This is a genomic window from Fluviirhizobium alvei (genome assembly GCF_030551875.1).
Classification (GTDB): domain Bacteria; phylum Pseudomonadota; class Alphaproteobacteria; order Rhizobiales; family Rhizobiaceae; genus Rhizobium_E; species Rhizobium_E alvei.
Genome location: NZ_JAUOZU010000009.1, coordinates 89,455 through 112,523 on the forward strand (window position 1 = coordinate 89,455; position 23,069 = coordinate 112,523).

Here is a 23,069-nt window from a genome sequence, read left to right on the forward strand (position 1 = left end):
GTGGCTGTGGAATAGGCGGAAGCGGGCGGGAGGCGCCGTTGTACCTCCCGTGTAAAGCGGCCTTACATGTCGGCAAACGTCTCGCCGATCCAGTCGGCGATATAGTCGCGCAGGATGGTGCCGTTGTCGGCGCCACAATGTTCGACTTCGAAATCGTCCCTGGTGGTGATGAAGAGGGTGCGTTTCGGGCTGTAGATGGCCTGGTCGTAACTCTGGTGGGCATATTCGACCGGAATCTGCCGGTCGCCCGAACCATGAGTGACGAGGAAGGGCACACGGATCTTCTCGACAACACCATTGAGATCCATCGCCGGCGCCCAGTCCATGAATTCCTCGATCGTCTTCTTACCGAATACCCACATGACATGGTCCCAGTAATGCGGAACCGGCCGGTCGCCTTCACGGGCCATGCGGCGCTTTTGCATTTCGCCCCAGTTATGGTTGGCACCCATGACGGCGCAGAGCGCGAAGCGCGGCTCCATTGCCGCAGCTCGGGGGGCGAAATAGCCGCCAAGCGACAGGCCGAACATGCCAATGCGCTTGGGATCGACATCCGCACGCGTCAGGAGATAGTCCAGGGCCGCCGACGCCCAGGCTTCTGAATCGTGGCGACCGACGAGCCCGAGGTTGCGAAGCGCTTCACCGGTGCCCGGCTGGTCGATCACCAGCGTCGAGACGCCACGCAGCCGGAAGGCCTCCGGATTGCCGGCGCTGTAGATCTGCTCCTTCATGGAATCGAGACCGTTGCAGGACACGACGCAGGGCGCCGGACGGCCATCCGGCCCCGGTTCGGCCTTCACGAAGAGCGCCGTGTAATATCTACCCTCATAGGGGATCTGGACGAACTCGACATTCTTGCCCTGCAGTTCGACGCCCTTGCGGAAGTATTTAAGGCCGTCGTTATAGGCTTCCCAGCGTGGTGCGTAGTCGCGGCTCTGCATGCGTTCGGCCGCGAGAAGATAGCCGGCGGCGCGCTGATATTTGACGCCCGCCGAAAGCGGCCGGCCCATCTCCAGATCGCGATCGCCGAGTGCAAGCACCTTGCGCGCCACATTCACCCAGGAATCGAAAAAGAGTGCCGTTCCGGCATCCTCGCCCCGCGAAGCGGCCTCGCGGATCGGACGGCAGGCTTCGTCAAGCTCGCCGTAATTGCCGCCGCACATCAGTGCCAGGTTGGTGGAAAGGTTCCACACATAGTTCCCGGGAAATGGTTCGAACATGGTCTTTTCCTCACCTAGAATGCGTTGTCGTTGGTCGTCTTGCCCAAAATCAGGGCCGGGTTTGTCTCAATCCGCCGTCCACCCGCCATCGACAAGGATGGAGGTGCCGGTGATCAGTGCCGAGGCATCCGAAGCCAGAAAGACAAGCGCTCCCATGATATCCTCGACCTGGCCGAGCCGTCCGAGCTTGATCTTGGCGAGCACACTGTCGAGAAACGCCCTGTTTTCGAAGAAGGGTTTCGTCATCGGCGTTTCGATGAAGGTCGGTGCAATTGTGTTGGAGCGGATGCCGTAGGGCGCCAGATCCAGCGCGAATGCCTTGTTTATGCCTTCCATCCCCCATTTGGAGGCGCAATAGAGCGATCGGTTCGGTCCGCCGACATGGCCCATCTGCGAGCTCATGTGAATGATCGAGCCGCGAATACCGGCATCCCGCATGCCTATCGCAACCGCACGTGCAACGAAGAAGGAGGCCTTGAGGTTAAGGTCGAGAACTGCGTCATAATCCTCTTCCGTAACCTCCCAGATCGGTTTCGGTCGGTTGGTGCCGGCATTGTTGAAGAGAATGTCGAAGGGGCCGCTCATGGCAACGGCGGCCTCCATGCCGGCCCGGTCGGTCACATCGAGCACGATCGCGCTCGCCTTGCCACCTGCGGCAACGATCGCCGCGGCGGCCTCGTCGATTTCACCGCGCGAACGGGCCGCCAGCACCACCTCGGCGCCGGCCTGCGCAAGCGCAGCGGCCGCAGCCATTCCTAGTCCGCGGCCTGCGCCGGTTACAAGCGCCTTCTTGCCGTCAAGACGGAAGGAAGGCGTCGTGGGTAAGGCAACAGCGCTCATGCCAACTCTTCCGCCCGACCGGCATAGGGCACATTGTCGCCGCCATAGCGGCGGACGCGGATATTGGCCTGTTCCCCGTGACCCGAGAAGCCTTCGAGATCGCACAGGCGCGAGCAGTAGCGGCCGACAAGTGCCGATGCTTCGTCGGTGAGGACCTTCTGGTAGGTGCAGGTCTTGAGGAACTTGCCGACCCAGAGGCCGCCGGTATAGCGGGCTGCCTTCTTGGTCGGAAGCGTGTGGTTGGTGCCGATCACCTTGTCGCCATAGGCGACATTGGTGCGGGCGCCGAGGAAGAGGGCGCCGTAGTTGGTCATGTTGGCAAGGAAATAGTCCGGATCGCGCGTCATCACCTGAACATGTTCGGAGGCGATTTCGTCGGCGATCTTCACCATCTCCTCGTCACTGTCGGCCACGATCACCTGGCCGTACATGCCCCAGGATTTACGGGCGATTTCAGCCGTCGGCAGAATGGTCAGCAGACGCTCGATTTCGGCCATCGTGTCACGAGCCAGCTTCTCCGAGGTGGTCAGCAGGATTGCCGGACTGTCCGGACCATGTTCGGCCTGGCCGAGCAGGTCGGTCGCGCAGATTTCACCATCGACGGTCTCGTCGGCAATCACGAGTGTTTCGGTCGGACCGGCAAAGAGATCGATACCGACGCGGCCGAAGAGTTGCCGTTTGGCTTCCGCCACGAAGGCGTTGCCGGGACCGACCAGCATATCGACGGGGGCGATGGATGCTGTGCCGAGCGCCATGGCGCCGACGGCCTGAATGCCGCCGAGCGCGTAGATTTCGTCGGCGCCGGCAAGGTGCTGCGCGGCCACGATAGCCGGTGCCAGCCCACCCTTGTAAGGCGGTGCGCAGGTGATGACACGCGGAACGCCGGCAACCTTGGCGGTGATGACCGACATATGGGCCGATGCGAGAAGCGGATATTTGCCGCCCGGCACATAGCAGCCGGCGGCCTGGACCGGCACATTCTTGTGGCCAAGGATGACACCGGGCAGGGTCTCGACTTCGACATCCTTCAGGGCTTCGCGCTGAATTCGGGCGAAGTTGCGCACCTGCGTCTGGGCAAATTCGATATCTGCGATATCGCGCTTGGAAAGTTTGCCCAGGCATTCGTCGATTTCCGCCTGCGACAGCCGGTAATCCTCGCGATCCCAGCCATCGAACTTGATCGAAAGCTCGCGAATGGCCGCATCACCGCGCTTTTCGATATCGGCCAGCGTGGTTTCGACAACTTCCCGAACCTTGCGGTCATTCTCCGCGATGCTGGACGCTTCCGCGCCCTGCTTGAGCCAACGTGCCATGGCTATCTCCTCCGTCATGATCTGTGGCAGGAGATAGCCTTGATTGGTCGTATGTTCAAACAACGGCTTTCGATAGGCACTATCGATGAAACCGATGCATCCGCCTCAGCTTGGCGGATGTTCGCCCATCAGTCGAATGAGATGATTGCGGACCCAGCGCAGGCATTCATCGGAATCATTGTAGACATGCCATTGCAGCGCCTCGTTGACATGCGGAATCTCCACCGGCGGCGGCAGCAGTCTGAGAGGCATCATGGCAGCGAACGTTTCGGCCAGCTTGCGGTGCATGAGGGCGATGCGATTGGTTCCGTTGAGCAGGAACGGAACCGCCGAATAGGACCCGGCCGTGATTTCCACCAGACGATCATTTCCGAATCGTTCGATGAACCAGCCCTCGAACGATGGGCCGACATTGGAAAAGCGCACCGCGACATGCTTCAGCTTGAGAAATTCCTCAAGGGTAACGGTGTCGCCGACCTGTGTATTGCCACCCCAGACGACAGCCCGATAGTCATCCGAGAAAAGATGCGCCGACGGGTGATCCGGAGAATGATAGACATCCGGCATCGCGAGAAAATCAACTTCACCGCGCTCCAGCATTTCACGCGGATCGGTCTGCGGCGGGATGAGCGAAAAGGTCAGATCCGGCGCCATCTGCGAAATCGCCCGGAGCGCCGGCGAAAAGGCCGTGATGGTCATGAAGTCGGAAGCAATGATACGGATTTCGCGCTTGGCGGTCTTCGGATCGAATTCCGGCCGCTTGATGATTGTGCCTTCGACTTGCAGCAGGACATTGCGGACGGCGCCGGCCAGTTCCTGCGCACGGGGCGTCAGAACCATGGAGCGACCGAGTTGAACGAGCAGGTCGTCGGCGAAATAGTCTCGCAGGCGGGCAAGTGCGCCGGATGCCGCTGACTGGCTCAGGCAAAGCTTGTCGGCAGCGCGCGAGACATTGCGCTCGGTCAACAGACAATCGAGTGTAACGAGAAGGTTGAGATCCAGCCCCTGGAATCGCATCCTGTTTCCTCCGTTATCGATGCGGTCAATGTGAACAATCTTGCATATCAATTTTCCGGATACAAGCGCGCCTGATAATCGCCAGATCGGTTGGGAGGATACGATGGATCTGTTTGACTTGAAGGGACGCCGTGCGCTTGTGACCGGCGGCACGAGCGGAATTGGCCTTGCAATTGCCGAGGCCTATTGTGCAGCAGGCGCTCATGTCGTGGTGGCCAGCGAAAACAAGGATGCCTGCCTGGCAACGCAGGCGGCACTTCGCGCGACCGGCGGGGTTGCGCATGGCATCGTCGCGGATCTGTCGAGGAAGGAACAGGTAGACAACTTGTTCGCGGAGACGCTTGCGGCTTTGGGCGGCATCGATATTCTTGTCGCCAATGCCGGGATCGAGGGACCAAAGGGTGCGACCGGAACCTATGCCGAAGAAGATTTCGACCGGTTGGTTGCCATCAATCTCAAGAGTGCGCTCTGGCTGGTCGGTCAAGCCGCACCGGTGATGGCGGAACAGGGCGGTGGCTCGATCATCCTCATGTCGTCCTTGTCCGGCCTGCGTGGCAACAAGATGATCGGCGCCTATGCGATGACCAAGGCAGCCCTGGCCCAGATGGCCCGGAACATTGCCGTCGAGTGGGGTCCCAGAAACATTCGCGCCAATGCCATTTCACCGGGCATGATCCGAACGCCCTTTTCCGAGCGGCTGATGGCGGATGAGACCTTTATGGCAAGGCGGCTCGCCATGACCCCGCTTCGTCGGGTCGGCGAACCGCATGAGATTGCCGCAACGGCTCTATTCCTTGCCTCACCCGGTGGCGCCTTCGTGACCGGTCAGAACATCGTCGTCGATGGCGGCACCATCATCACCGATGGCGGTTGAGAATGGCGCGGGTACCCCGCGCCATCCGGTTCACCAGGCTGTAGCGCCACCATCGATCGACAGGTCCGCACCCGTGACATAGCGGCTTTCGTCGGATCCGAGATAGACGGCGAGATAGCCGATATCGTCGGGCGTCCCCAGCAGATCGACCATGGCTTTGGTCTTCACAGCGCGCATCATCTCCGGATTGGAGAGGTGCCGCTCGGTTTCTTCCGTAATGATGAAGCCCGGTGCGATGGAATTGGCGCGGATGCCGATCTTGCCACCTTCCATCGCCATCTGCCTCGTCATGGCAAGCACGCCGCCCTTGCCGGCGCAATGGGCAATGGCCGGGGATGTGTCGAGCGCAACATGGGCGTTGGCGGAGGAAAAATTGATGATCGAACCGCCGCGGATCTTCATCAGCGGCCAGATCCGCCGCGTCACCAGAAAGACCGTGTCCAGTTCGCCTGCGATCGTCTTGCGCCACTCCGCAAAGCTCATCTGGTCGATCCAGTTGAAAACGACGATGGCAGCCGCATTGACGAGGATCTCGACCGAACCGAAAAGAGCTTCGGCCTTGTCGCCGAGACCGTTTGCGCCTGCCTCGTCCGTGAGGTCGGCGGCATGGATGTCAAGATTGGACAGCCCTTCGGAAAGGGCCTCCTTCTTCAACTGATCGAGAGATCCGGCGTTGATATCGCAGGCGAGCACTCGGGCCCCCTGTCTGGCCATCATCAGTGCAACGCCCTTGCCGATTCCACGGCCGGCCCCGGTCACAACGGCATTCTTTCCGGCCAGCCGGCTCCCCCGCATTTTCGCGTCCAAAATCGCTCCTCCCTGTTTGATCGATTGACCAAACATTAGTCTTCTCCTGAGCTATCGGCAAGTTGGCATTTTCAGATCGCACCTATCGCCGGCACGAATAAGGGCCGGAAATCATTAGGCGATCGTTTACCAAGAAAATTGGTTTCGCATCCGAATCCATCGGCATTTCCCGGTTTTAGCATTTGCGCAAGGATTGGGTCTCTAGGATCGGCTTCGTCTCATTTCGAGACCTTCCGTCATGATGACGTAAGCAGTGTCACGGGGATTACATGGTCAAATTCATGCTGAACATGCTGGCAGCGGCAGCAGGCCTTGCGGGCCTTGCGCTGATTCTTCTGCCTATCAGCCTGCAGGCACAGCTCGTGCTGAGCTTCGGTGTCCTCGGCATCATGTTCATCACCATGAGTCGTCCCGACAACAAGGTTTTCCGGATTGTCACCTACTGTCTCGTCGGAATCCTGGCGATACGCTATGCCTATTGGCGAACCGCTGACACGCTGCCTTCGATTTACGAGCCCTGGAATTTCATCCCAGGTTTCCTGCTCTACCTCGCCGAAATGTACTGCCTGGCCATGCTGGCCGTCAGCCTTTTCATGCTGGCCGATCCGCTGAAGCGGTCTTCGCCGCCGATCTCCAATGCCGATGAACTGCCGACCGTCGACGTCTTCGTGCCCTCTTACAACGAGGACCCGGAGCTTCTGGCGTCGACGCTTGCGGCCGCCAAGGCCATGGCCTATCCCCGCCACAAGCTGAAGATCTATCTGCTCGATGATGGCGGTACCGAAGCCAAGCGTAATCATCGTGATCCGCGCGTCTCCATGGCGGCCATCCGCCGCCATGAGGAGCTCAAGGCGCTCTGCGAAGCCATGGGCGTCATCTATCACGCGCGCAAGGAAAACAGCCACGCCAAGGCCGGCAACCTCAACGAGGGCCTGAAGATTTCGAGCGGCGAACTTGTCGTTGTCTTTGACGCCGACCATGCGCCGGTGCGGGATTTCCTCCGCGAAACGGTTGGTTTCTTCAAGACCGACGACAAGCTGTTTCTCGTTCAGACCCCGCATTACTTCCTCAATCCGGATCCGCTGGAAAAGAACCTCCAGACCTTCGCCCGCATGCCGTCTGAAAACGAGATGTTCTATTCGATCCTGCAGCGCGGGCTCGACAAATGGGATGCCTCCTTCTTCTGCGGCTCGGCTGCGGTTCTGTCGCGCAAGGCGCTGATGACCGTGAACGGCTTTTCCGGCCAGTCGATCACCGAAGACTGCGAAACGGCACTATCGCTCCATTCCAAGGGCTGGCACTCGGTGTATGTCGACAAGCCCCTGATCGCCGGCCTGCAGCCAGAGACAATCGTCTCCTTCATTGGCCAGCGCGCGCGCTGGTGCCAGGGCATGTTGCAGATCCTCATTCTCAACCGGCCGTTTCTTGCCAAGGGCCTCTCGCTGCCGCAGCGTATCTGCTACGCAGGCATCAACCTGTTCTGGCTGTTTCCGCTGTCGCGGCTGGCCTTCATGTTCTCGCCGCTGCTCTACATCTTCTTTTCGCTCGAAGTGTTCCGCTCCAACATCATCGAGTTTGGTTCCTATGCCATGACCTATCTCGTCGCCTCCTATGCGATGCAGAATTACCTCTATGGCAAGGTGCGCTGGCCCTGGGTTTCGGAACTTTACGAATATGTGCAGTCGGTGATGCTGTTCGGATCGATCGTGTCCGTTGTGCGCAATCCCCGCAAGCCGACTTTCAACGTCACGGCCAAGGGCCAGACGCTCGACAAGTCCGGCATCAGCCCGATCGCCAAGCCCTATTTCGCGATCTTCTTCATTCTCTTGACTGCTGCCGTTTATGGCGTCTGGCGCTATTTCACCGAGCCGCTGGCTGGTGACCTGCTCATGATCGTGCTGTCCTGGAACATGATCAATCTCGCGCTCGCCGGCGCGGCTCTCGGTGTGGTCTCCGAACGGCGCGAACTGCGGCGCAACCAGCGCCTTCCGGTCAAGCGCCATGCTTTGATGCGTATCGAAAACAAGCTTTATTCGATCATCGTCAGCGATGCGTCGAGCGGCGGTATCGCGGTCGAATTCGTCGATGGCGAGCCGGCCCTCGATCCCGCAACAGCCTTGAAAGGCTATCTCGAACTGCGTCGCGGCGGCCAGGTGCTCGGTGCGGACATGGTCTTGCGCGGCACGCGAAAGAGTGGCGATCATCTCATCTACGGTTTTGCCTATTGCGAGCGGACACCACAGACTTTCGGGGTGATCGCGGAACTGATGTATTCGGACCAGGCGGTGTTGCAGGACCGGTTGAACCGTCGCCAGGTGCGCATCGGCTATTTCGCCGGCACGTTTCGTTTCGCCATCTGGACCTTCACCGAAACCTTCCGGGCACTGCGCTATTCGCTCGGCTGGATCCGCGAACAGGAGTTCAGTTCGCAACCCGATGCGCCGATCCGGGTGAACGAAAACGGAGCCACGGTGGCACCGGTAACACCGCCGCTCCCGGCTGTCCTTGCCGGAGGTAACGGCCATGCATAAGTCCACGTTTCGTGCTCTGCTTCTGTGCGCGCTGTTCATGCCCGGCGCCGCTTTTGCCGGCAACCCGCTGCTTCCCGATGCGCTGCAATCGGAGCCGGCGACAAAGGATGCGCCTGCCGTTGAGGTGAAGGCGAACCCCGTTTCGGCGGGCTTGACCCTCATTCCCTTCGCCGAGCCTAGCGATCGTTTTCGTCTGATCGGCGAAGCCGACAATGCGATCCTTTCCTTCTCTGTCTCCGAACAGGAAGCGCGGGCCGGCGGCAAGCTCCAACTCGCCTACAAGAATGCGGTTTCGGTGCTGCCGGATGATGCCCGGCTGTCGGTGGAGATCAACGGCAAGAGCGCTGGCGAGTTCCCGATTGCCTCTCCATTCGACTTCCAGAAACAGGAAATCGCCGTCGGACCGGATGCCTTGCGTCCGGGACGGAACATGGTCCGGGTGTCGGTCATCCAGCATCATCGGGTCGATTGCTCTCTCGATGCGACCTATGAATTGTGGACCCAGCTTTCGCCGGCACTCAGCGGCTTCCGGCCGGCGAACGCACAAGTGCCATCCTCGCTTGAACGCTTGTCCGCCGTCGGACGGCTGGAGAGCGGTGCGACGGACCTTCGGCTTGTCCTGGCCGATGGCGATCAGCGGCAGCAGATCAATGAGGCCATGCCAGCGCTGCAAACACTTGTCCTGGCGCTCGGTCGCGAAGATCTCAAGGTCACAGTCGCATCCACCGCAGGCAAAGGGCCCGGTATCGACCTTCTCGTATCGGTTGGCCGGGGGGCTCCCGCATCTTCGGTTGCTCCCGAGCGCGGCATTCATGTCCAGCCGATGGATGCGAACGGTCGTCTCCGGGTAACGGTCAATGCCAATGGCAGCGACGATCTCGCGTCCCTCATGCTCGCAGCCGTCAAGGGCCCGCTATCCGAAAGCTTGAAGGATAATCTCACCCGCAGGAACGGCCAGGGCATCATCCATGCCGAACCCGATCACGATCATCCGCTGTCGGAAGCCGGTATTCGTTCGGCGACTTTTGCGGGGCGGCTGCTCCGGACCCATTTTGATCTCGCCATGCCGGCGGATTTCTATCCGGCCGACTACGCCACCATCGATCTGAAACTGTCTGCGGCCACGGCCCCTGGCCTCGATCCGGCGTCCAAGCTTCTCGTGCGCGTCAATGACAAGGTCGTCAACGCCTTCCCATTTCGCAATACGGATGGCCAGTCTTTCGATGCGAAGCTGATCAAGTTGCCACTGCGCGCCTTCCGGCCGGGGATGAATTCTGTCGAGCTTCTTGCCGAACTGCCGAACGCGCGCGACAAGGCCTGTGCCCCGGGAGAGCGGGACGATTCCAAGCCTCGCTATGTTCTGCTCAATGATACGAGCCTGTCTGTTCCGAAACTGGCGCGGGTGGCGCGTTTTCCTGATCTGGCAGCCTTGGCCGGATCTGCCTCTCCCTTCTCCGCCGCTCGGCCTTTGACAATCCGCGTTGATGCGGATGATCCAAGGTTTACTGGCCCGGCCCTGACGCTTCTGAGCCGTTTGGCACTTGCCGAAGGCGCGCCTTTGAAGGCCGCAATCGAGATTGGTGGATCCTCGCAAGACGCATCCGCGGACTCGCTTGTGCTGACGGTGGCCGATCGCCAAAGTGCTGCGGCCTCGCCTGCTGCCCATCTCGCCCTGTTCGATCAGCAGACGACCGATCCAGTAGTCACGGCATCGATCGCCGATGGCAATCCGAATGGCGACGAACTGCAAGACCAGTTGATGCAGGCCTTCGAGCAATCCTCGGCGGATGCCGGCGAGCGGTCCTTTTCGACCCGCTTCAAGGGTTTCCTCGCGTCCATGAGCGAACGCTTCGGCAACTGGCTGAGCTATGAAGACGATATGTCGGCGCTTCAGTTGACATCGGACGCGGTGCTGACACTGGCCCAGACCAAAGCCAGGAATGGTGGCGCATCGGCAACCATTATCCGTGTCGCCAGCGCCGAGGATCTTGTCACGGGTGTCAACCGCCTCACCGACCCGGATGTATGGGCAAGGCTCGAGGGCGGTGCCGCAATCCTGCGCGAGAAGAATCTGTCACTTGTCAATCTGGCGGTTGCCCATCCGCAAATCGTGGCGGTGACCGATCATAGCGCCGGCAATTACCGTCGCATAGCAGCAGCCTGGCTTTCGGATAACTTCCAGGTCTATGTGGTTGCGGTCATCCTGCTGGTCGGCTTCTTTGCCGTATGGCTCGGGCGTCTGGTTCCCCGTCTCGGTACGAGGACTGTGAAATGAGACCATTCCTGACAGCCACACTGTTCGTCACCGCATTCACGGGTTTCGCTTTTGCCGGTGACCCGGTCAATCTGCTGGTCGATACGAAAAGCAAGACTGAAGAGCTGTTGCCGGCCGTGGCGGAACAGCCTTTGCCGCTCGCCCCCGTCTTGAGCGGCAAGGAAACTCTGCCTGAAAAAGCGGAAACGGCAAAGGCCGCTGGGCCGGACAAGGTCGAACTGGCCGCGATCTACTATTATGCCGAACAGAAGGCGGAAGCGCGCGTCCAGGCCGAATTCCGTCGGCTCAAGCGCAAATATCCCGCGTTCGAAATGCCGGCGGATCTCTATATGCCAGCCGCTGCCAAAGCTGTCGATGAAAAGGCGCTCTGGGTGCTTTACGAGAAGGGCGATATCACGGGCGCCGAGGCAGAGATGGCCCGGCGGACCGCGGCGATCGCCGGCTGGAAGCCATCGGAGGATTTCAGCCGGAAATTCGCCCGCATGAAACTGCGCAAGTCCATCGAGGTCGCGACCAAAGCCAGGGCCTGGCAGGCTGTAGCTGCTGCCGGATCGGAGCTGGATCCGGCGACGGAAAAGGAACCGGATCTGCTCTGGTCCTATATCGACGCCCTTGCCGCGCTCAAGCAGACCGACAGGCTGGCCGCCGTCTATCGCTCCATGCTGTTCCGCGAGCCGCAGAATGTGCTGGCGAAGAAGGATATCATCACCACGATCGAAAAGGCGACGCGCGACTTCTCGCCTGCGGATGTGCGCGCGGTTGTCGCCCATTTCTCCACCGATCCCGTCATTGCGGCCGGGCTCGGCAAGGTGACGGAAGATCTGGTTCGTCGCAACGTCGCGGACTTCAATGGCGACGACAGCCGCAAGGACGCCTTGCCGACAGAAGAGATCGCCCCGCTCATCGAAGCGGCACGGCGCGATGAACGCCCCGCCGATATGTCTCTGATCGGCTGGTATGAACTCAAGATCGGCAATCCCGCCGAAGCCGGGGCCTGGTTCCGGCGCGCGCTGTCCGCCGAAGCGAATGCCGAACATGCCAAGGGTCTCTATCTGGCGCTCGTCAAACAGGACCGTCAGCAGGAGGCCTTCGATGTGGCGCTGGCCCATCGCCAGGCGCTGGCGAGCGATCCGGTTTTCCTGATGAACGCGCTTGCTGAACGGTTCGCCAAACCGGAAACCGGCGCCATCGATCCGGCCGTCATGCAGGCCTATTCCGAAGCAATTCTGGCCAACAAGAGTGCCGATCACAGCGAGATCCTGGCCTGGTACGCCTATAATTCGGCCCAGTACGAGGCATCGCGCGCCTGGTTCACCAAGAGCCTCGGCTGGAAAGCGAGCGAGGCCCGGGTCAAGGGACTGGCACTTTCGATGGCCCAGATGGGCGATCGCCAGGGATTGATTGCGCTCTACCGGGCCTATGGCACCCAATATCCGTCGATCTGGGATGACATTCATCTTGCCAAGCCCGGCAAGGGCCGCAAGCAGCGTCCGAAGGAGAATGCAAGCTTTATCGATCGCATGGAAGTCGGTGCGGTCACGCCGGTGGAAGGCAACCGGGTTGCGCGCGATCCGGCGGTCGCAACGCCGCAGAAGGCCACAATCGACAACGGTTATCTCGCCGCCTTCAAGGCCAAGCGGTACGGCGATTGCCTCATGGCGCTGCAATCGGGTGCTCTCAGCGCCGATCAGGCCCTGATCAAGGGCTGGTGCCTGCTGGGACTCAAGCGGGCCTCCGAAGCACGAAGCGCTTTCTCGCAAGCGCTTGCCGGAAAGGGCAGCACACAGGCCGATGCAGCCTATGGACTGACTCTGGTGCTGTTGCAGGCGAAACTGACGGACGATGCGCTGTCCGTGGTCAATCTTTATCCGATGACCGAGAGCCGCAAACGCGAGGTGCTGAGCGAGATCTATTGGCAGAAGGCGCGTTCGGCTTTCGATGCCAAGAATTTCCAGGCCACGCTCGACGCTCTCAATGCGCGCATCGCAATTGCGCCGGAACCGGGCAACCTGTCGCAACTGCGTGGCTGGGCCCATTTCAATCTTGGCCATCTGGCCGAGGCACGGGAAATCTTCCGCCGACTCGATCAGCATATGGATGATCCCGGTGTGCGGCGTGGCGTCGAGGCAACGTTCGGCAATGTTCAGGGGGCTCCGCGATGATGGCAAAGCTTCGACTGTATGGCGCGTTGCTGGCAGCAGGACTGCCGCTGGCGGCGTGCTCGACGGCAGGCCCCGATCCATTTCTGACCACCCAGGCTGTGGCACCGGTCGCCGCCCCCATTGCCACTGAAGTGGCGGGTGAATTTGCGGCAGCCTATCTGACGAGCCTTGCCGGATCGATCCAGACCGTCCGGCAATCGGTGAGCCACGACAGCCTGCACCAGGAAGTGGTCTATGAGAACCGCACCGCGCTGGCGGGCGAAAACCTGTTAACCGTTGATGTCGGGCGGCGCGATCAGGCTGGTTTCATGCGACCGCCGTCGGCGAACCAGATCGCGCGCGAGATGCGCATGGCGCTGCCGGGCGTCAATGCTTCGATCAGCCCGTTGTTGCGTCAGAATTCGCGCGGAACCTATGGATATGCCACGGCAAGTTATGGCAACGGCGGAGCCTGCCTCTATGCCTGGCAGCATGTAAAAGCCGTAACGCCGGCGGATTCGATCGGGTTCGACAAGCTCACCCGCTCTCGACTTTCGGCGCAGATCCGCCTGCGTTTCTGCCATCCGGGTTTGTCAGCGGATCAGATCGTGGCGCTGATGGATACGCTGACGCTCAAGGATATGAACAGCCAGACCATCGACATGCTGCGGTTTGCAGCCGGTTCGGGAAGCATTACGCCTCCGGTCGCCAAGCTCGATATCGATCCGACACCCGAAAAGCCGCGCCGCAAGATCATCCGGACGGCAAAGGTCGAGGCTGCGGAGGATTGGCGAACCGAGGCCCAAAAGCCCGCAACCGCCGCGGAAGAGGACGGCAAGGTCATCGCCAATGCCGTTGCCGTTCCGCTTCCGGACAATACCGCACCTGCTGTGGATGCTGACGCGACGAGGCTGAACAAGCCGATGACCGATCAGCCGATTGCCAATCCGGTCACTGTGCCCCTGCCGCAATAGGCGCCAGCCTCAGGCCGACGCCAGTGCTTTCTCGATAGCGCCGGCAAGCGGCTCATCCGTCACCGCCATGTTCGGCGAGAAACGGCCGATGACCTTGCCATCGCGACCAACCAGGAACTTTTCGAAGTTCCACAAAACGTCGGTATGATCGTCTCCGGCAAGGCCCGCCTTTTCCAGCCGTTCGCGGAACGCTTCGGTGCCGACTGCGGCCGGAATGGCTGCCTTGAGTTCTTTGTAGAGCGGATGAATGTCATCGCCCTTGACCGAGATCTTCGAAAACATGGGGAAAGTGACGTCGTAGGTCAGCGAGCAGAATTCGGCAATCTCGGCATCGGTGCCGGGCTCCTGTTCCTTGAAATTGTTGGCCGGAAAGCCGAGAATTTCCAGTCCCTTCTCCTTTTCGGCGCGATAGAGCGCTTCCAGGCCCTCATATTGCGGAGTCAGACCGCATTTGGATGCGGTGTTGACGATGAGCACAACCTTGCCAGCATAATCGGCGAGAGAGGTTGTTGTGCCGTCAAGGCGGGTGAGGGGGATGGATGCCAATGCGGTCATGATTCTCTCCGGGCACGGTTGGTTCGGCCTGTCTTAGACGGAAGGACGACGAAGAGAAAGCCTCCGGTTTCCATCGAGAAATGCGGATAATGATGTCGCAAAAGTGACGGAAACAGCTGTCATATAGCAGCCGATTGCCCGTGAAAGGGTCGCGAAAGATCGTAATGCGACATTGATTTTGGTCCAGACCGGCGAATTTGGCCGGAAACTGACGTCAGACGCGTAAATGTGACGCTTATGGCAAAGTGCGACAAATGCGTCTCGGTTATAAAGGATCATGGAATCGAACCGGTGGAACCGATGAGCGGAGTGACGAGCAGCGCCAGAGCAGCCGAACAGCCTCGACCGGCTTTGAAAGTCGGTTTCGTGCTGAGCAAGAATTTCACGCTCAGCGCCTTTGCCCTGTTCGTGGATACGCTGCGGCTTGCCAGCGACGAAGATGATCGGTCGAGCCGTCGCAATTGCGACTGGCAGGTGCTGAGTTCGAATGGTCATCTCATCCGTTCGAGCTGCGGTGTACAGATCGCGCCTGCCGTCGGACTGCCGGATCCAAAAGAGTTCGACTATATCGCCGTCGTCGGTGGGCTTCTCAATGTCGAGGAGCCGATCGACGACCAGATGCAGGCCTATATCAAGCGTGCCACGCGCGAGAATGTGCGCGTCATCGGTGTCTGCACCGGCAGTTTCGTGCTGGCCCAGGCAGGCCTCCTGAAGCGGCGGACAGCCTGCGTCAGCTGGCTGCATCACAACGAATATGTCGAACGTTTCCCGGACCACAAGATCACGTCCAACCAGCTCTATGTCGAGGATCAGGAGATCATCACCTGTGCCGGCGGCAGCGCGGTGGCTGATCTGGCGGCGAGCCTTGTCCGGCGCCATGTCGGCAACAAGGCCGAGCGCAATGCCCTGCAGATCCTGCAGATCGAACGGCGGCGCGAGGGCAAGGAAGTGCAGCCGCGCAATCCGCTGGCCACCGATCACCGCGATTCCAGGGTGCGCCAGGCGCTGATCTTCATGGAAAATCATATCGACAAGCCGCTTTCGATGGACAAGGTGGCCGAATCGATCGGCCTGTCGCGCCGCCAGATGGAACGTCTCTTCGATCGCCGCCTTGGCCTGTCGCCGGCCGCGGTCTTCACCCGGCTCAAGATGCGGCGTGCGCGCACACTGGTTCTCCAGACATCGAAGCCGCTGATCGACATCGCGCTCGACATCGGCTTCGAGAATTCGAGCCATTTCGGGCGCAAGTTCCGCGAGACCTTCGGCTACACGCCCAACACCCTGCGCAAGACCCAGAAGGAGCAGGGCTTCGTCCATCTCGATGACGACCTGTTCGAAACCGCCGCCAATCGCTGACCGCCGCGCCAGCTACCAGATGCCGCGCTCCTCGCGGACGATTTCATGCAGGAAATCCGCCACTATGCGGATGCGGGCCAGTTCGCGGGCGCTTTCGTGGAAGATGGTCCAGTAGGTGCGCTGGATCGAAATGTCCGGCATCACGCGCACGAGATCGGGCAGGTGCCGGGCAATGTAATTGTGCAGGATGCCGATACCGGCTCCGGCACGCACGGCTTCCGTCTGGCCGATGGCCGAGGAGATCTCGAATGTGGCATCCCAGTTGCGCATGATCTCGCCGGTAAAATTCAGCGATTGCGAGAAGATAAGATCTTCCACATAGCCGATGCGGCGATGACCTTTGAGCGCATCGACATCCTGCGGCAGGCCGAAATGTTCCGCATAGGTCCGGGCGGCATAGAGACCGAGCGTATAGTCGGTGAGCTTGGACGAAACCAGCCGACCCTGTTCCGGCCTTTCGAGCGTCACGGCAATATCGGCTTCGCGGCTGGAAAGCGAAAAGGCCCGTGGCACCGGCACCAGCTGGATCTTGAGCTCGGGATGGCGCTCGATCAGCCGTCCCATTCGGGGCGCCAGGAAGGAAACTCCAAAACCGTCGGGCGCGCCGATCCGAACCGTGCCGGCGATGGCCGCGTCTGTTCGACCAAGACGCGCTTGTGCTGCAAGCATTTCGGTTTCCATCCGCTCGGCCGAGAGCAGGAACGTTTCACCTTCCGCCGTCAGTTCGCAACCATTGGTGCGGCGAACGAAAAGACGGGTTTCGAGCGCCTCCTCGAGCGATGTCAGCCGGCGTGAGAGCGTTGCATGATTGACCCCCAGCCGCCGCGATGCCGCCAGAATCTGCCCGGACCGCGCTACCGCAAGAAAAATGCGGACATCATCCCAGTTCATGAAGTGCAACCTCTGTTGTGCGGAAGACCCCGTCCCGAAACTCCTCCCCACGAGGGGAGGGGGTTAGATCTCTTTCACAACCAGTGGTCGGTGAGAGCGAGGTCATTCAATGAAACCTCGTGAATAGTATTAGGCGCTCACCAGAGGGAGTTATCCACTCTTCTGGTACCAGATAGAAGTTGCCCGGGTAGTCTTCGGTATGGGGTTTGCTATCGTCAAACAGGTGAGACTGCGCCCATTTCCAATACTCGAAGCATTCGGAATGCGAGATCCAGAGCAAAGACCCTGTCGTGTTATACTCGACGATTTGAAGCACGCCTTGTCGAAACAATTCCTTGATATCATCGCTTTTCAGCGGACGGACATGTTCTCCGATGTCAGAGACGAGAACGGATGTCCTCCTGATTGGAGTGTTCTTTTGACATGGTAGAAAGTGGTCGTGCATACCCATTTCTCACTTTCCCCGCATCAGCACCGGATCGACATCCACGAGACGCAGCGAGCGCACCATCCCCGCCGTCCCCGCCTTGTATTTCAGGAAATGCGGCGTTCTCAGATGTGCCTCATATGCCTCCCTGTCGGCGTAGACCTCGAGGATGCGAATATGTTCGGGCCGGATGCACTCCGACACGGCATGCAGCATCAGCACGCCGGGTTCTTTTGCGATCGATGCCTCTATCTCTTCGGCGAGCAGCGCCTTGTAGGCATCAATCTGCGCCGGATCGATCTCCAGTTCCGCGATCCGCACCATTTCGCCGTTCATATCGCTGTCCTTTTGTCAAAAAAATGCACAACGGATGCTTAATTCATCGCCCCGTGTTGTGCAAATTGATGTGTTGCGCTCCCCAAAACCGTTCCCGGAACCTACATGCCACTATCAGAAGTCTTGCTGGTTCCGTCGGGATTTACCGGTGATATCGCCCCCATTCGGCGATCGAAGTCATCCGCGATGTCGGAAAGCTTGACCTCGGCAAAACGAGCGAGAAGCATCTTCTGAGCGTCGACGAGGGCGTCGGAGATCGTTGCGTTCACGGCCTCTTCAACCAGGCAGCCCCGGTGATCTCGCGCAAAGCCAATCGAAAACATCTCGGGATCACCCAGCGCATGATGAACATCAAGCAGGGAAATCTCTGAAAGCGGACGCGCCAGCCGCCAGCCGCCGCCATGGCCCTTTTCCGACATCACATATCCGCTGGTGCGCAGCCCGGCCATCGTCCGCCGGACCACAACAGGGTTTGTCGAGAGCATGCTGGCGATCGTTTCCGAAGTCATGGGTGCCTTTGCCCTGTCCATGTGGATGAGGACATGCAGCATCCTCGAAAGTCGGTTGTCGACTGGCAAATCGGGTCCCTCACACAGAAAGCGATAATCTGGGTCTTGAAACATGGAGAGTTACATAATATCTCATCCGCTTGTCACGTAACAAAGAAAGATACATGATGAACGAGCAGAGGCTGAGTTTTGACGTAGTTGTTATCGGTGGCGGTTTTGCCGGTGTTTCGGCCGCGATGCCACTTGTTCGAGCGAGGAAGCAGGTTCTGCTGGTCGACGGCGCCAGGCCCCGCAATCGCTTCACGCATGCATCGCACGGATTTCTCGGGCAGGATGGCGTCTCGCCTTTCGCGATACGGGCGACCGCTCTTGCGCAACTGGCTCGGTATCCCGGGTTCTCGATCATCGAGCGGGAGGTCATGAGCGCGCGACCGGAAGAGAAGGGATTTCGGCTTGCGCTCGATGATGGTCGCGCCGTCATGGCAAAAAAGCTCATCCTTGCCTGTGGAGTGACCGCACGCTTCCCGAAATACCCGGTCTTCGCGAACGTTGGGGCAAGAGCGTCTTTCACTGCCCCTATTGCGACGGTTATGAGATCAATCAGGCGCCGATCGGCATCCTGTCGCCAACCGAGCTTGGTCTTCACCAGGCGCTGATGCTTCCGGACTGGGGGCCGACCACGCTGTTCACGCACGGCACCTTTGAGCCGTCCGAGGTCGACCTGGCCAAACTCGCTGCCCGAAACGTCACGATCGAGCCAGTCGCCGTAACCGAACTTCTGGGGACCGGTGAGAAACTGGAAGCCCTGCGCTTGGCGGATGGTAGGACAATTCCGGCCGCCGGACTGTTCGTGCAGCCTAAGACCAGGGTTGCTTCCGAGATTCCGGCCTCGCTCGGTCTAGACTTTGCCGAGGGCATGACAGGCTCCCACATACGCCTGGTGGAGGGTGCTCAAACCAGTGTCGACGGCATTTTTGCGGCCGGAGATGCCGCCAGCCAGATGCACAACGCGACTTTGGCAAGCGCCTCCGGTTTCATGGCAGGCGTATCGGCGCATCGATCCCTGATCCTTGATCAACTATAATCGCGGACAGCTTCAAAAATTGCACAACGGATGCTTAAATCATCGCGTTGATATGTGCAAATTGTAGCGTAAACTCCAGCCATCAAAATCCTGGAGGAAGCCCATGTATCAGATCGGTCACTTTATCGACGGCAAGCGCGTTGCCGGCACGTCGGGCCGCACGGCCAACATCTTCAACCCGGCCACCGGCGAAGTGCAGGGTCAGGTTTCCCTGGCTTCCGAAGCCGAACTGAATGCCGCAGTCGAAAGCGCCAAGGCCGCACAGCCGGCTTGGGCTGCCACCAACCCGCAACGTCGCGCCCGCGTTTTCATGAAGTTCGTGCAACTCCTGAACGACAACATGCAGGAACTCGCTGAAACGCTGTCGCGCGAACATGGCAAGACGGTTGAAGATTCCAAGGGCGACATCATCCGCGGTCTCGAAGTCTGCGAATTCGTCATTGGCATCCCACATCTCTCCAAGAGCGAGTTCACCGAAGGCGCCGGCCCGAATATCGACATGTATTCGATCCGCCAGCCAGTCGGCATTGGCGCCGGTATTACGCCGTTCAACTTCCCGGGCATGATCCCGATGTGGATGTTTGCCCCTGCGATTGCCTGCGGCAATGCCTTCATTCTGAAACCTTCCGAGCGTGATCCGTCGGTTCCGATGCGTCTGGCCGAACTGATGATCGAAGCCGGTCTTCCCGCTGGTATCCTCAATGTCGTCAATGGCGACAAGGGTGCGGTCGATGGTATCCTGACCCATTCGGATATCGGCGCCGTCTCCTTCGTCGGCTCGACCCCGATTGCCCGCTACGTCTATGGCACGGCTGCCATGAACGGCAAGCGCGCCCAGTGCTTCGGCGGCGCCAAGAACCACATGATCATCATGCCGGATGCCGATCTCGACCAGGCAGCCAACGCGCTGATCGGTGCCGGTTACGGCTCGGCCGGCGAACGCTGCATGGCGATCTCGGTTGCCGTTCCGGTTGGCGAGGACACTGCCAACCGCCTGATCGAAAAGCTGACCCCGATGGTCGAAAGCCTGCGCATCGGTCCCTATACCGACGAGAAGGCCGATCTCGGCCCGGTCGTGACCAAGGAAGCCCAGGCGCGCATCAAGGGTCTGATCGACTCCGGCGTCGAACAGGGCGCCAAGCTGGTCGTCGATGGCCGCGATTTCAAACTGCAGGGCTATGAAGACGGCTTCTTCGTTGGTGGTTGCCTGTTCGACAATGTCACGCCCGACATGGATATCTACAAGACCGAAATCTTCGGACCGGTTCTTTCGGTCGTCCGTGCCAAGAACTATGAAGAGGCGCTGTCGCTGCCGATGAAGCATGAATATGGCAATGGCGTTGCCATCTATACCCGCGACGGCGATGCTGCCCGCGACTTCACCAGCCGCATCAACATCGGCATGGTCGGCGTCAATGTGCCGATCCCGGTGCCGCTTGCCTATCATTCGTTCGGCGGCTGGAAGGCTTCTTCCTTTGGTGATCTCAACCAGCATGGTACGGATTCGATCAAGTTCTGGACCCGCACCAAGACGGTTACCAGCCGCTGGCCGTCGGGCATCAAGGACGGCGCCGAATTCGTCATCCCGACGATGAAGTGATCCAGGTTTCAAATCAAAGTTGCGGACGGGCCCTTTCGAGGGCCCGTTTTCATTTGCGGTTGCACCAAGCTCATGGTTCAACATCCCAAGCGGGCCGCGTCGAATAGTGGGGACTGATCGACCGTTATCCGCATGATCGATGTGCTTGAGAGGGGCGAATGACTGTTGAGGTGGAAGAGGCGGCGCCGGTTGTCAGCCGCGGTGAATTCAGGGGCAATGCCAGCGAATATTTCGGTATCTGGATCGTCAATATCCTGCTGACGATCGTAACATTCGGCATCTATTCGGCCTGGGCGAAGGTGCGTCGCAAACGCTACTTCTATGGCAATACCTATCTCGCAAACGATTCCTTCGATTACCATGCAACCGGCAAGCAGATCTTCATCGGCCGGCTGATCGTTTTCGTCGTGCTTGCCATCATCAACGTGCTGTCGACCATTTTCCCGCTGGCCGGCATCATCACACCCATTCTGTTCCTGACAATCCTGCCATGGTTCGTGGTCCGCAGTCTGCGGTTCAATGCGCGGGTTACGAGCTACCGCAACATACGCTTCGATTTTACCGGCAAGGCCTGGGGAGCCTTTGTCGCCATCGTGCTGGGAAGTCTGGTCTCGTTCCTGTCGCTTGGCATTCTGGCGCCGCTCGCCAGCCGTTGGGCCAACCGCTATGTCCTCAACCACCTTCAGTATGGCGATCGCCCGTTCGCCTCCGATCCCCGCCTCGGCAAGCTTTACAGTGCCTGGTTCGCGCCCGCGATCATGGTGTTCATCGGTCTCTTGCTGATGGCGATCGTCGGCTGGCTGTTGCTCTGGCCGATGTTTGTGGGTTTTGCCGCCGATATCGATGATGGAACCGAGGAAACGCGCATGATGATTGGCGTCGTCCTGATCTATGCCATCCTCATTCCCGTGGTGCTGGTCTATCTCGCCGCGGGGTTCCTCTATCGTGTCGGCGTCCGCAATATCGTTCTGAACGCCACGCGGTTCGATACGGCCCATGAACTGGTCAGCGATCTTTCGCGGCTGCGTTATTTGTGGATCGTGACATCCAACCTCGCCGTGACGGTTGTTACCTTCAGCCTCATGCGCCCCTGGGCAGCCGTTCGCGAACAGCGTTACGTGGTTGAGCATACCGGTATCCGGATCGATGGCGATATCGGCGTCGTCATGGCTTCGATAGAGGCATCCGGTTCTGCCATCAGCGCCGAATATATGGATATGGAAGGTTTTGACTTTGGCTTCTGACGGTGTCGAAATCGCATCTGGCAAATGGCATGCATCCGGCTCCAGCCTTGCCCATCCAGCGAGGCTAGTCACCTCCGGTGAGATGATCCGCATCATGCTGGACGATGATGTGGTTGCCCTCCAGAGCAGGGTCGCCGAGATCACGGTGTCCGACCGCATAGGTCGCATTCCACGACGGTTGACTTTCATGGATGGCTCGCTCTTCGAGACGGCGGACAACGAAGCTATCGACATGCTGCTCAGGGCCCATGGTGCGGATCGGCGCGGATGGATTGCCGAACTTGAGCGCTTCCACCCGCGGCTTATCGCCTTTGCCGCAGCAGTCTTTCTCTTCGCATGGCTGATCTATCGCTACGCGATACCTGTCCTCGTCGAAATCGCCGTGCTGGTAACGCCGCCGGTCGTGCCGCAGATGATGTCATCAGGCACCTTGTCGTCGCTTGACCAGGCCGTCTTTTCGCCCAGCACGCTTCCCCCGTCGGAACAGGACGAGATTCGGACGAAATTCGAAGCCATCGCGACACATGCGGCAAGGGGGGCGGCGAACTACAAACTCAACTTCCGCAAGGGTGGCTATATCGGTCCCAATGCCTTCGCGTTGCCGGATGGAACTCTGGTGATCACCGACGAACTGATCCGCCTTGCCGGCAAGGACCAGGAAATGATCCTCGGCGTACTCGCCCATGAGATCGGTCATGTCGAGAATGATCATTCGCTCCGGCAACTCTACCGCTCGGCGGGAACCGCTGGTCTCATCATGCTGGTTGCCGGCGATATCGGTTCGGCGGGGGAAGAAATCCTCACCGATGGCGCCGCTCTCCTGTCGCTATCTTATTCGCGCTCCGCCGAAGCCGAGGCGGACCGCATCTCGGCGGAACTGATGGCCAAGGCCGGTCACGATCCTGCGGCCATCGGGCGTTTCTTCGCGCTTCTCGAACAGAAGCTTGGAGACCGCGCCGACACCTCAATGCTATCAACCCATCCCGGCACACCGGAACGCCGTCAGGCGATCGAGGATTATGCCAAGCTGCTGCGCGAAAAGAAAAACGGCGACCAATAGGCCGCCGTTGATCGA

General features: G+C 59.8%; 18 protein-coding genes and 1 pseudogene. 10 read left to right on the forward strand and 9 right to left on the reverse strand.

Translation table 11 applies throughout. From position 1 onward, the window contains the following. Nucleotides 1-62: 62 nt before the first annotated feature. The 4 genes from Q4481_RS14140 to Q4481_RS14155 all read right to left on the reverse strand — a co-directional run bounded on the left by Q4481_RS14140 (nt 63) and on the right by Q4481_RS14155 (nt 4,390). A complete protein-coding gene (locus Q4481_RS14140; RefSeq protein WP_304377040.1) occupies nt 63-1,220 on the reverse strand; it encodes an alpha/beta hydrolase family protein in 1,158 nt (385 codons plus the stop codon). A gap of 66 nt (nt 1,221-1,286) precedes the next feature. Then, entirely contained in the window at nt 1,287-2,060 is a 774-nt protein-coding gene (locus Q4481_RS14145) for an SDR family NAD(P)-dependent oxidoreductase (protein WP_304377041.1), read from the reverse strand. Continuing rightward, nucleotides 2,057-3,373 (reverse strand): histidinol dehydrogenase, encoded by a 1,317-nt coding sequence (hisD, locus tag Q4481_RS14150; protein WP_304377042.1) that lies wholly within the window; start codon nt 3,371-3,373, stop codon nt 2,057-2,059. The genes Q4481_RS14145 and hisD overlap by 4 nt, the downstream gene beginning before the upstream one ends. Before the next feature lie 105 nt (nt 3,374-3,478). Beyond that, complete coding sequence (locus tag Q4481_RS14155; RefSeq protein ID WP_304377043.1) at nt 3,479-4,390, reverse strand: LysR family transcriptional regulator; 912 nt, start codon at nt 4,388-4,390, stop codon at nt 3,479-3,481. 103 nt (nt 4,391-4,493) lie between these two features. On the opposite strand from Q4481_RS14155, the gene Q4481_RS14160 reads away from it, so the two are divergent. Continuing rightward, nucleotides 4,494-5,264, forward strand: a complete 771-nt coding sequence (locus Q4481_RS14160) for an SDR family NAD(P)-dependent oxidoreductase (RefSeq protein ID WP_304377044.1) — start codon at nt 4,494-4,496, stop codon at nt 5,262-5,264. Between the two features lie 30 nt (nt 5,265-5,294). Here Q4481_RS14160 and Q4481_RS14165 read toward each other — a convergent pair whose 3' ends face one another. Then, on the reverse strand, nt 5,295-6,071 hold the full coding sequence (locus Q4481_RS14165) for an SDR family NAD(P)-dependent oxidoreductase (RefSeq protein WP_304377045.1): 777 nt from the start codon (nt 6,069-6,071) through the stop codon (nt 5,295-5,297). Nucleotides 6,072-6,340: 269 nt separating this feature from the next. Between Q4481_RS14165 and bcsA the strand changes: the two genes are divergently transcribed. From bcsA to bcsN, 4 genes are read left to right on the forward strand one after another with little or no spacing between them, the layout of a single operon-like run. Next, nucleotides 6,341-8,602 carry a UDP-forming cellulose synthase catalytic subunit gene (bcsA, locus tag Q4481_RS14170; RefSeq protein ID WP_304377046.1) on the forward strand — a complete coding sequence of 754 codons (2,262 nt, stop codon included), beginning with the start codon at nt 6,341-6,343 and terminating at the stop codon, nt 8,600-8,602. Then, entirely contained in the window at nt 8,595-10,877 is a 2,283-nt protein-coding gene (locus Q4481_RS14175; RefSeq protein WP_304377047.1) for a cellulose biosynthesis cyclic di-GMP-binding regulatory protein BcsB, read from the forward strand. Before bcsA ends, Q4481_RS14175 begins: the two co-directional genes overlap by 8 nt. Beyond that, nucleotides 10,874-13,039, forward strand: a complete 2,166-nt coding sequence (locus tag Q4481_RS14180) for a hypothetical protein (RefSeq protein ID WP_304377048.1) — start codon at nt 10,874-10,876, stop codon at nt 13,037-13,039. The genes Q4481_RS14175 and Q4481_RS14180 overlap by 4 nt, the downstream gene beginning before the upstream one ends. Next, complete coding sequence (gene bcsN, locus Q4481_RS14185; protein ID WP_304377049.1) at nt 13,036-13,992, forward strand: cellulose biosynthesis protein BcsN; 957 nt, start codon at nt 13,036-13,038, stop codon at nt 13,990-13,992. Before Q4481_RS14180 ends, bcsN begins: the two co-directional genes overlap by 4 nt. 9 nt (nt 13,993-14,001) lie before the next feature. Here the strand turns inward: bcsN and Q4481_RS14190 are convergent, their stop codons facing one another. Continuing rightward, nucleotides 14,002-14,547 (reverse strand): glutathione peroxidase, encoded by a 546-nt coding sequence (locus Q4481_RS14190; protein ID WP_304377050.1) that lies wholly within the window; start codon nt 14,545-14,547, stop codon nt 14,002-14,004. Nucleotides 14,548-14,847: 300 nt separating this feature from the next. On the opposite strand from Q4481_RS14190, the gene Q4481_RS14195 reads away from it, so the two are divergent. Continuing rightward, nucleotides 14,848-15,903, forward strand: a complete 1,056-nt coding sequence (locus Q4481_RS14195) for a GlxA family transcriptional regulator (RefSeq protein ID WP_304377051.1) — start codon at nt 14,848-14,850, stop codon at nt 15,901-15,903. Nucleotides 15,904-15,915: 12 nt separating this feature from the next. Here the strand turns inward: Q4481_RS14195 and Q4481_RS14200 are convergent, their stop codons facing one another. The 3 genes from Q4481_RS14200 to Q4481_RS14210 form a co-directional block, all read right to left on the reverse strand. Next, on the reverse strand, nt 15,916-16,794 hold the full coding sequence (locus Q4481_RS14200) for a LysR family transcriptional regulator (RefSeq protein ID WP_304377052.1): 879 nt from the start codon (nt 16,792-16,794) through the stop codon (nt 15,916-15,918). Between the two features lie 454 nt (nt 16,795-17,248). Beyond that, nucleotides 17,249-17,557, reverse strand: coding sequence for a putative quinol monooxygenase (locus tag Q4481_RS14205; protein WP_304377053.1), 309 nt, complete (start codon nt 17,555-17,557; stop codon nt 17,249-17,251). A gap of 101 nt (nt 17,558-17,658) precedes the next feature. Next, complete coding sequence (locus tag Q4481_RS14210) at nt 17,659-18,180, reverse strand: Rrf2 family transcriptional regulator (protein WP_377352708.1); 522 nt, start codon at nt 18,178-18,180, stop codon at nt 17,659-17,661. A gap of 68 nt (nt 18,181-18,248) precedes the next feature. Here Q4481_RS14210 and Q4481_RS14215 point away from each other — a divergent pair. The 4 genes and pseudogenes from Q4481_RS14215 to Q4481_RS14230 all read left to right on the forward strand — a co-directional run bounded on the left by Q4481_RS14215 (nt 18,249) and on the right by Q4481_RS14230 (nt 23,054). Further along, nucleotides 18,249-19,150: pseudogene (locus Q4481_RS14215) on the forward strand (NAD(P)/FAD-dependent oxidoreductase). A 103-nt stretch (nt 19,151-19,253) separates the two neighbouring features. After that, a complete protein-coding gene (locus tag Q4481_RS14220) occupies nt 19,254-20,750 on the forward strand; it encodes a CoA-acylating methylmalonate-semialdehyde dehydrogenase (RefSeq protein WP_304377055.1) in 1,497 nt (498 codons plus the stop codon). 158 nt (nt 20,751-20,908) lie between these two features. After that, the gene (locus Q4481_RS14225; RefSeq protein ID WP_304377056.1) at nt 20,909-21,994 is read left to right on the forward strand and encodes a YjgN family protein; all 1,086 of its coding nucleotides are present in this window, start codon (nt 20,909-20,911) and stop codon (nt 21,992-21,994) included. After that, a complete protein-coding gene (locus Q4481_RS14230; protein WP_304377057.1) occupies nt 21,984-23,054 on the forward strand; it encodes a M48 family metallopeptidase in 1,071 nt (356 codons plus the stop codon). Before Q4481_RS14225 ends, Q4481_RS14230 begins: the two co-directional genes overlap by 11 nt. Nucleotides 23,055-23,069: the final 15 nt, after the last annotated feature.

What these genes read in the sequence shown, in the direction of transcription:
- Q4481_RS14140 (WP_304377040.1), bottom strand. Translation starts at nt 1,220, where the DNA reads ATGTTCGAACCATTTCCCGGGAACTATGTGTGGAACCTTTCCACCAAC.
- Q4481_RS14145 (WP_304377041.1), bottom strand. Translation starts at nt 2,060, where the DNA reads ATGAGCGCTGTTGCCTTACCCACGACGCCTTCCTTCCGTCTTGACGGC.
- hisD (WP_304377042.1), bottom strand. Translation starts at nt 3,373, where the DNA reads ATGGCACGTTGGCTCAAGCAGGGCGCGGAAGCGTCCAGCATCGCGGAG.
- Q4481_RS14155 (WP_304377043.1), bottom strand. Translation starts at nt 4,390, where the DNA reads ATGCGATTCCAGGGGCTGGATCTCAACCTTCTCGTTACACTCGATTGT.
- Q4481_RS14160 (WP_304377044.1), top strand. Translation starts at nt 4,494, where the DNA reads ATGGATCTGTTTGACTTGAAGGGACGCCGTGCGCTTGTGACCGGCGGC.
- bcsA (WP_304377046.1), top strand. Translation starts at nt 6,341, where the DNA reads ATGGTCAAATTCATGCTGAACATGCTGGCAGCGGCAGCAGGCCTTGCG.
- Q4481_RS14175 (WP_304377047.1), top strand. Translation starts at nt 8,595, where the DNA reads ATGCATAAGTCCACGTTTCGTGCTCTGCTTCTGTGCGCGCTGTTCATG.
- Q4481_RS14180 (WP_304377048.1), top strand. Translation starts at nt 10,874, where the DNA reads ATGAGACCATTCCTGACAGCCACACTGTTCGTCACCGCATTCACGGGT.
- bcsN (WP_304377049.1), top strand. Translation starts at nt 13,036, where the DNA reads ATGATGGCAAAGCTTCGACTGTATGGCGCGTTGCTGGCAGCAGGACTG.
- Q4481_RS14190 (WP_304377050.1), bottom strand. Translation starts at nt 14,547, where the DNA reads ATGACCGCATTGGCATCCATCCCCCTCACCCGCCTTGACGGCACAACA.
- Q4481_RS14195 (WP_304377051.1), top strand. Translation starts at nt 14,848, where the DNA reads ATGAGCGGAGTGACGAGCAGCGCCAGAGCAGCCGAACAGCCTCGACCG.
- Q4481_RS14200 (WP_304377052.1), bottom strand. Translation starts at nt 16,794, where the DNA reads ATGAACTGGGATGATGTCCGCATTTTTCTTGCGGTAGCGCGGTCCGGG.
- Q4481_RS14205 (WP_304377053.1), bottom strand. Translation starts at nt 17,557, where the DNA reads ATGAACGGCGAAATGGTGCGGATCGCGGAACTGGAGATCGATCCGGCG.
- Q4481_RS14210 (WP_377352708.1), bottom strand. Translation starts at nt 18,180, where the DNA reads ATGTTTCAAGACCCAGATTATCGCTTTCTGTGTGAGGGACCCGATTTG.
- Q4481_RS14220 (WP_304377055.1), top strand. Translation starts at nt 19,254, where the DNA reads ATGTATCAGATCGGTCACTTTATCGACGGCAAGCGCGTTGCCGGCACG.
- Q4481_RS14225 (WP_304377056.1), top strand. Translation starts at nt 20,909, where the DNA reads ATGACTGTTGAGGTGGAAGAGGCGGCGCCGGTTGTCAGCCGCGGTGAA.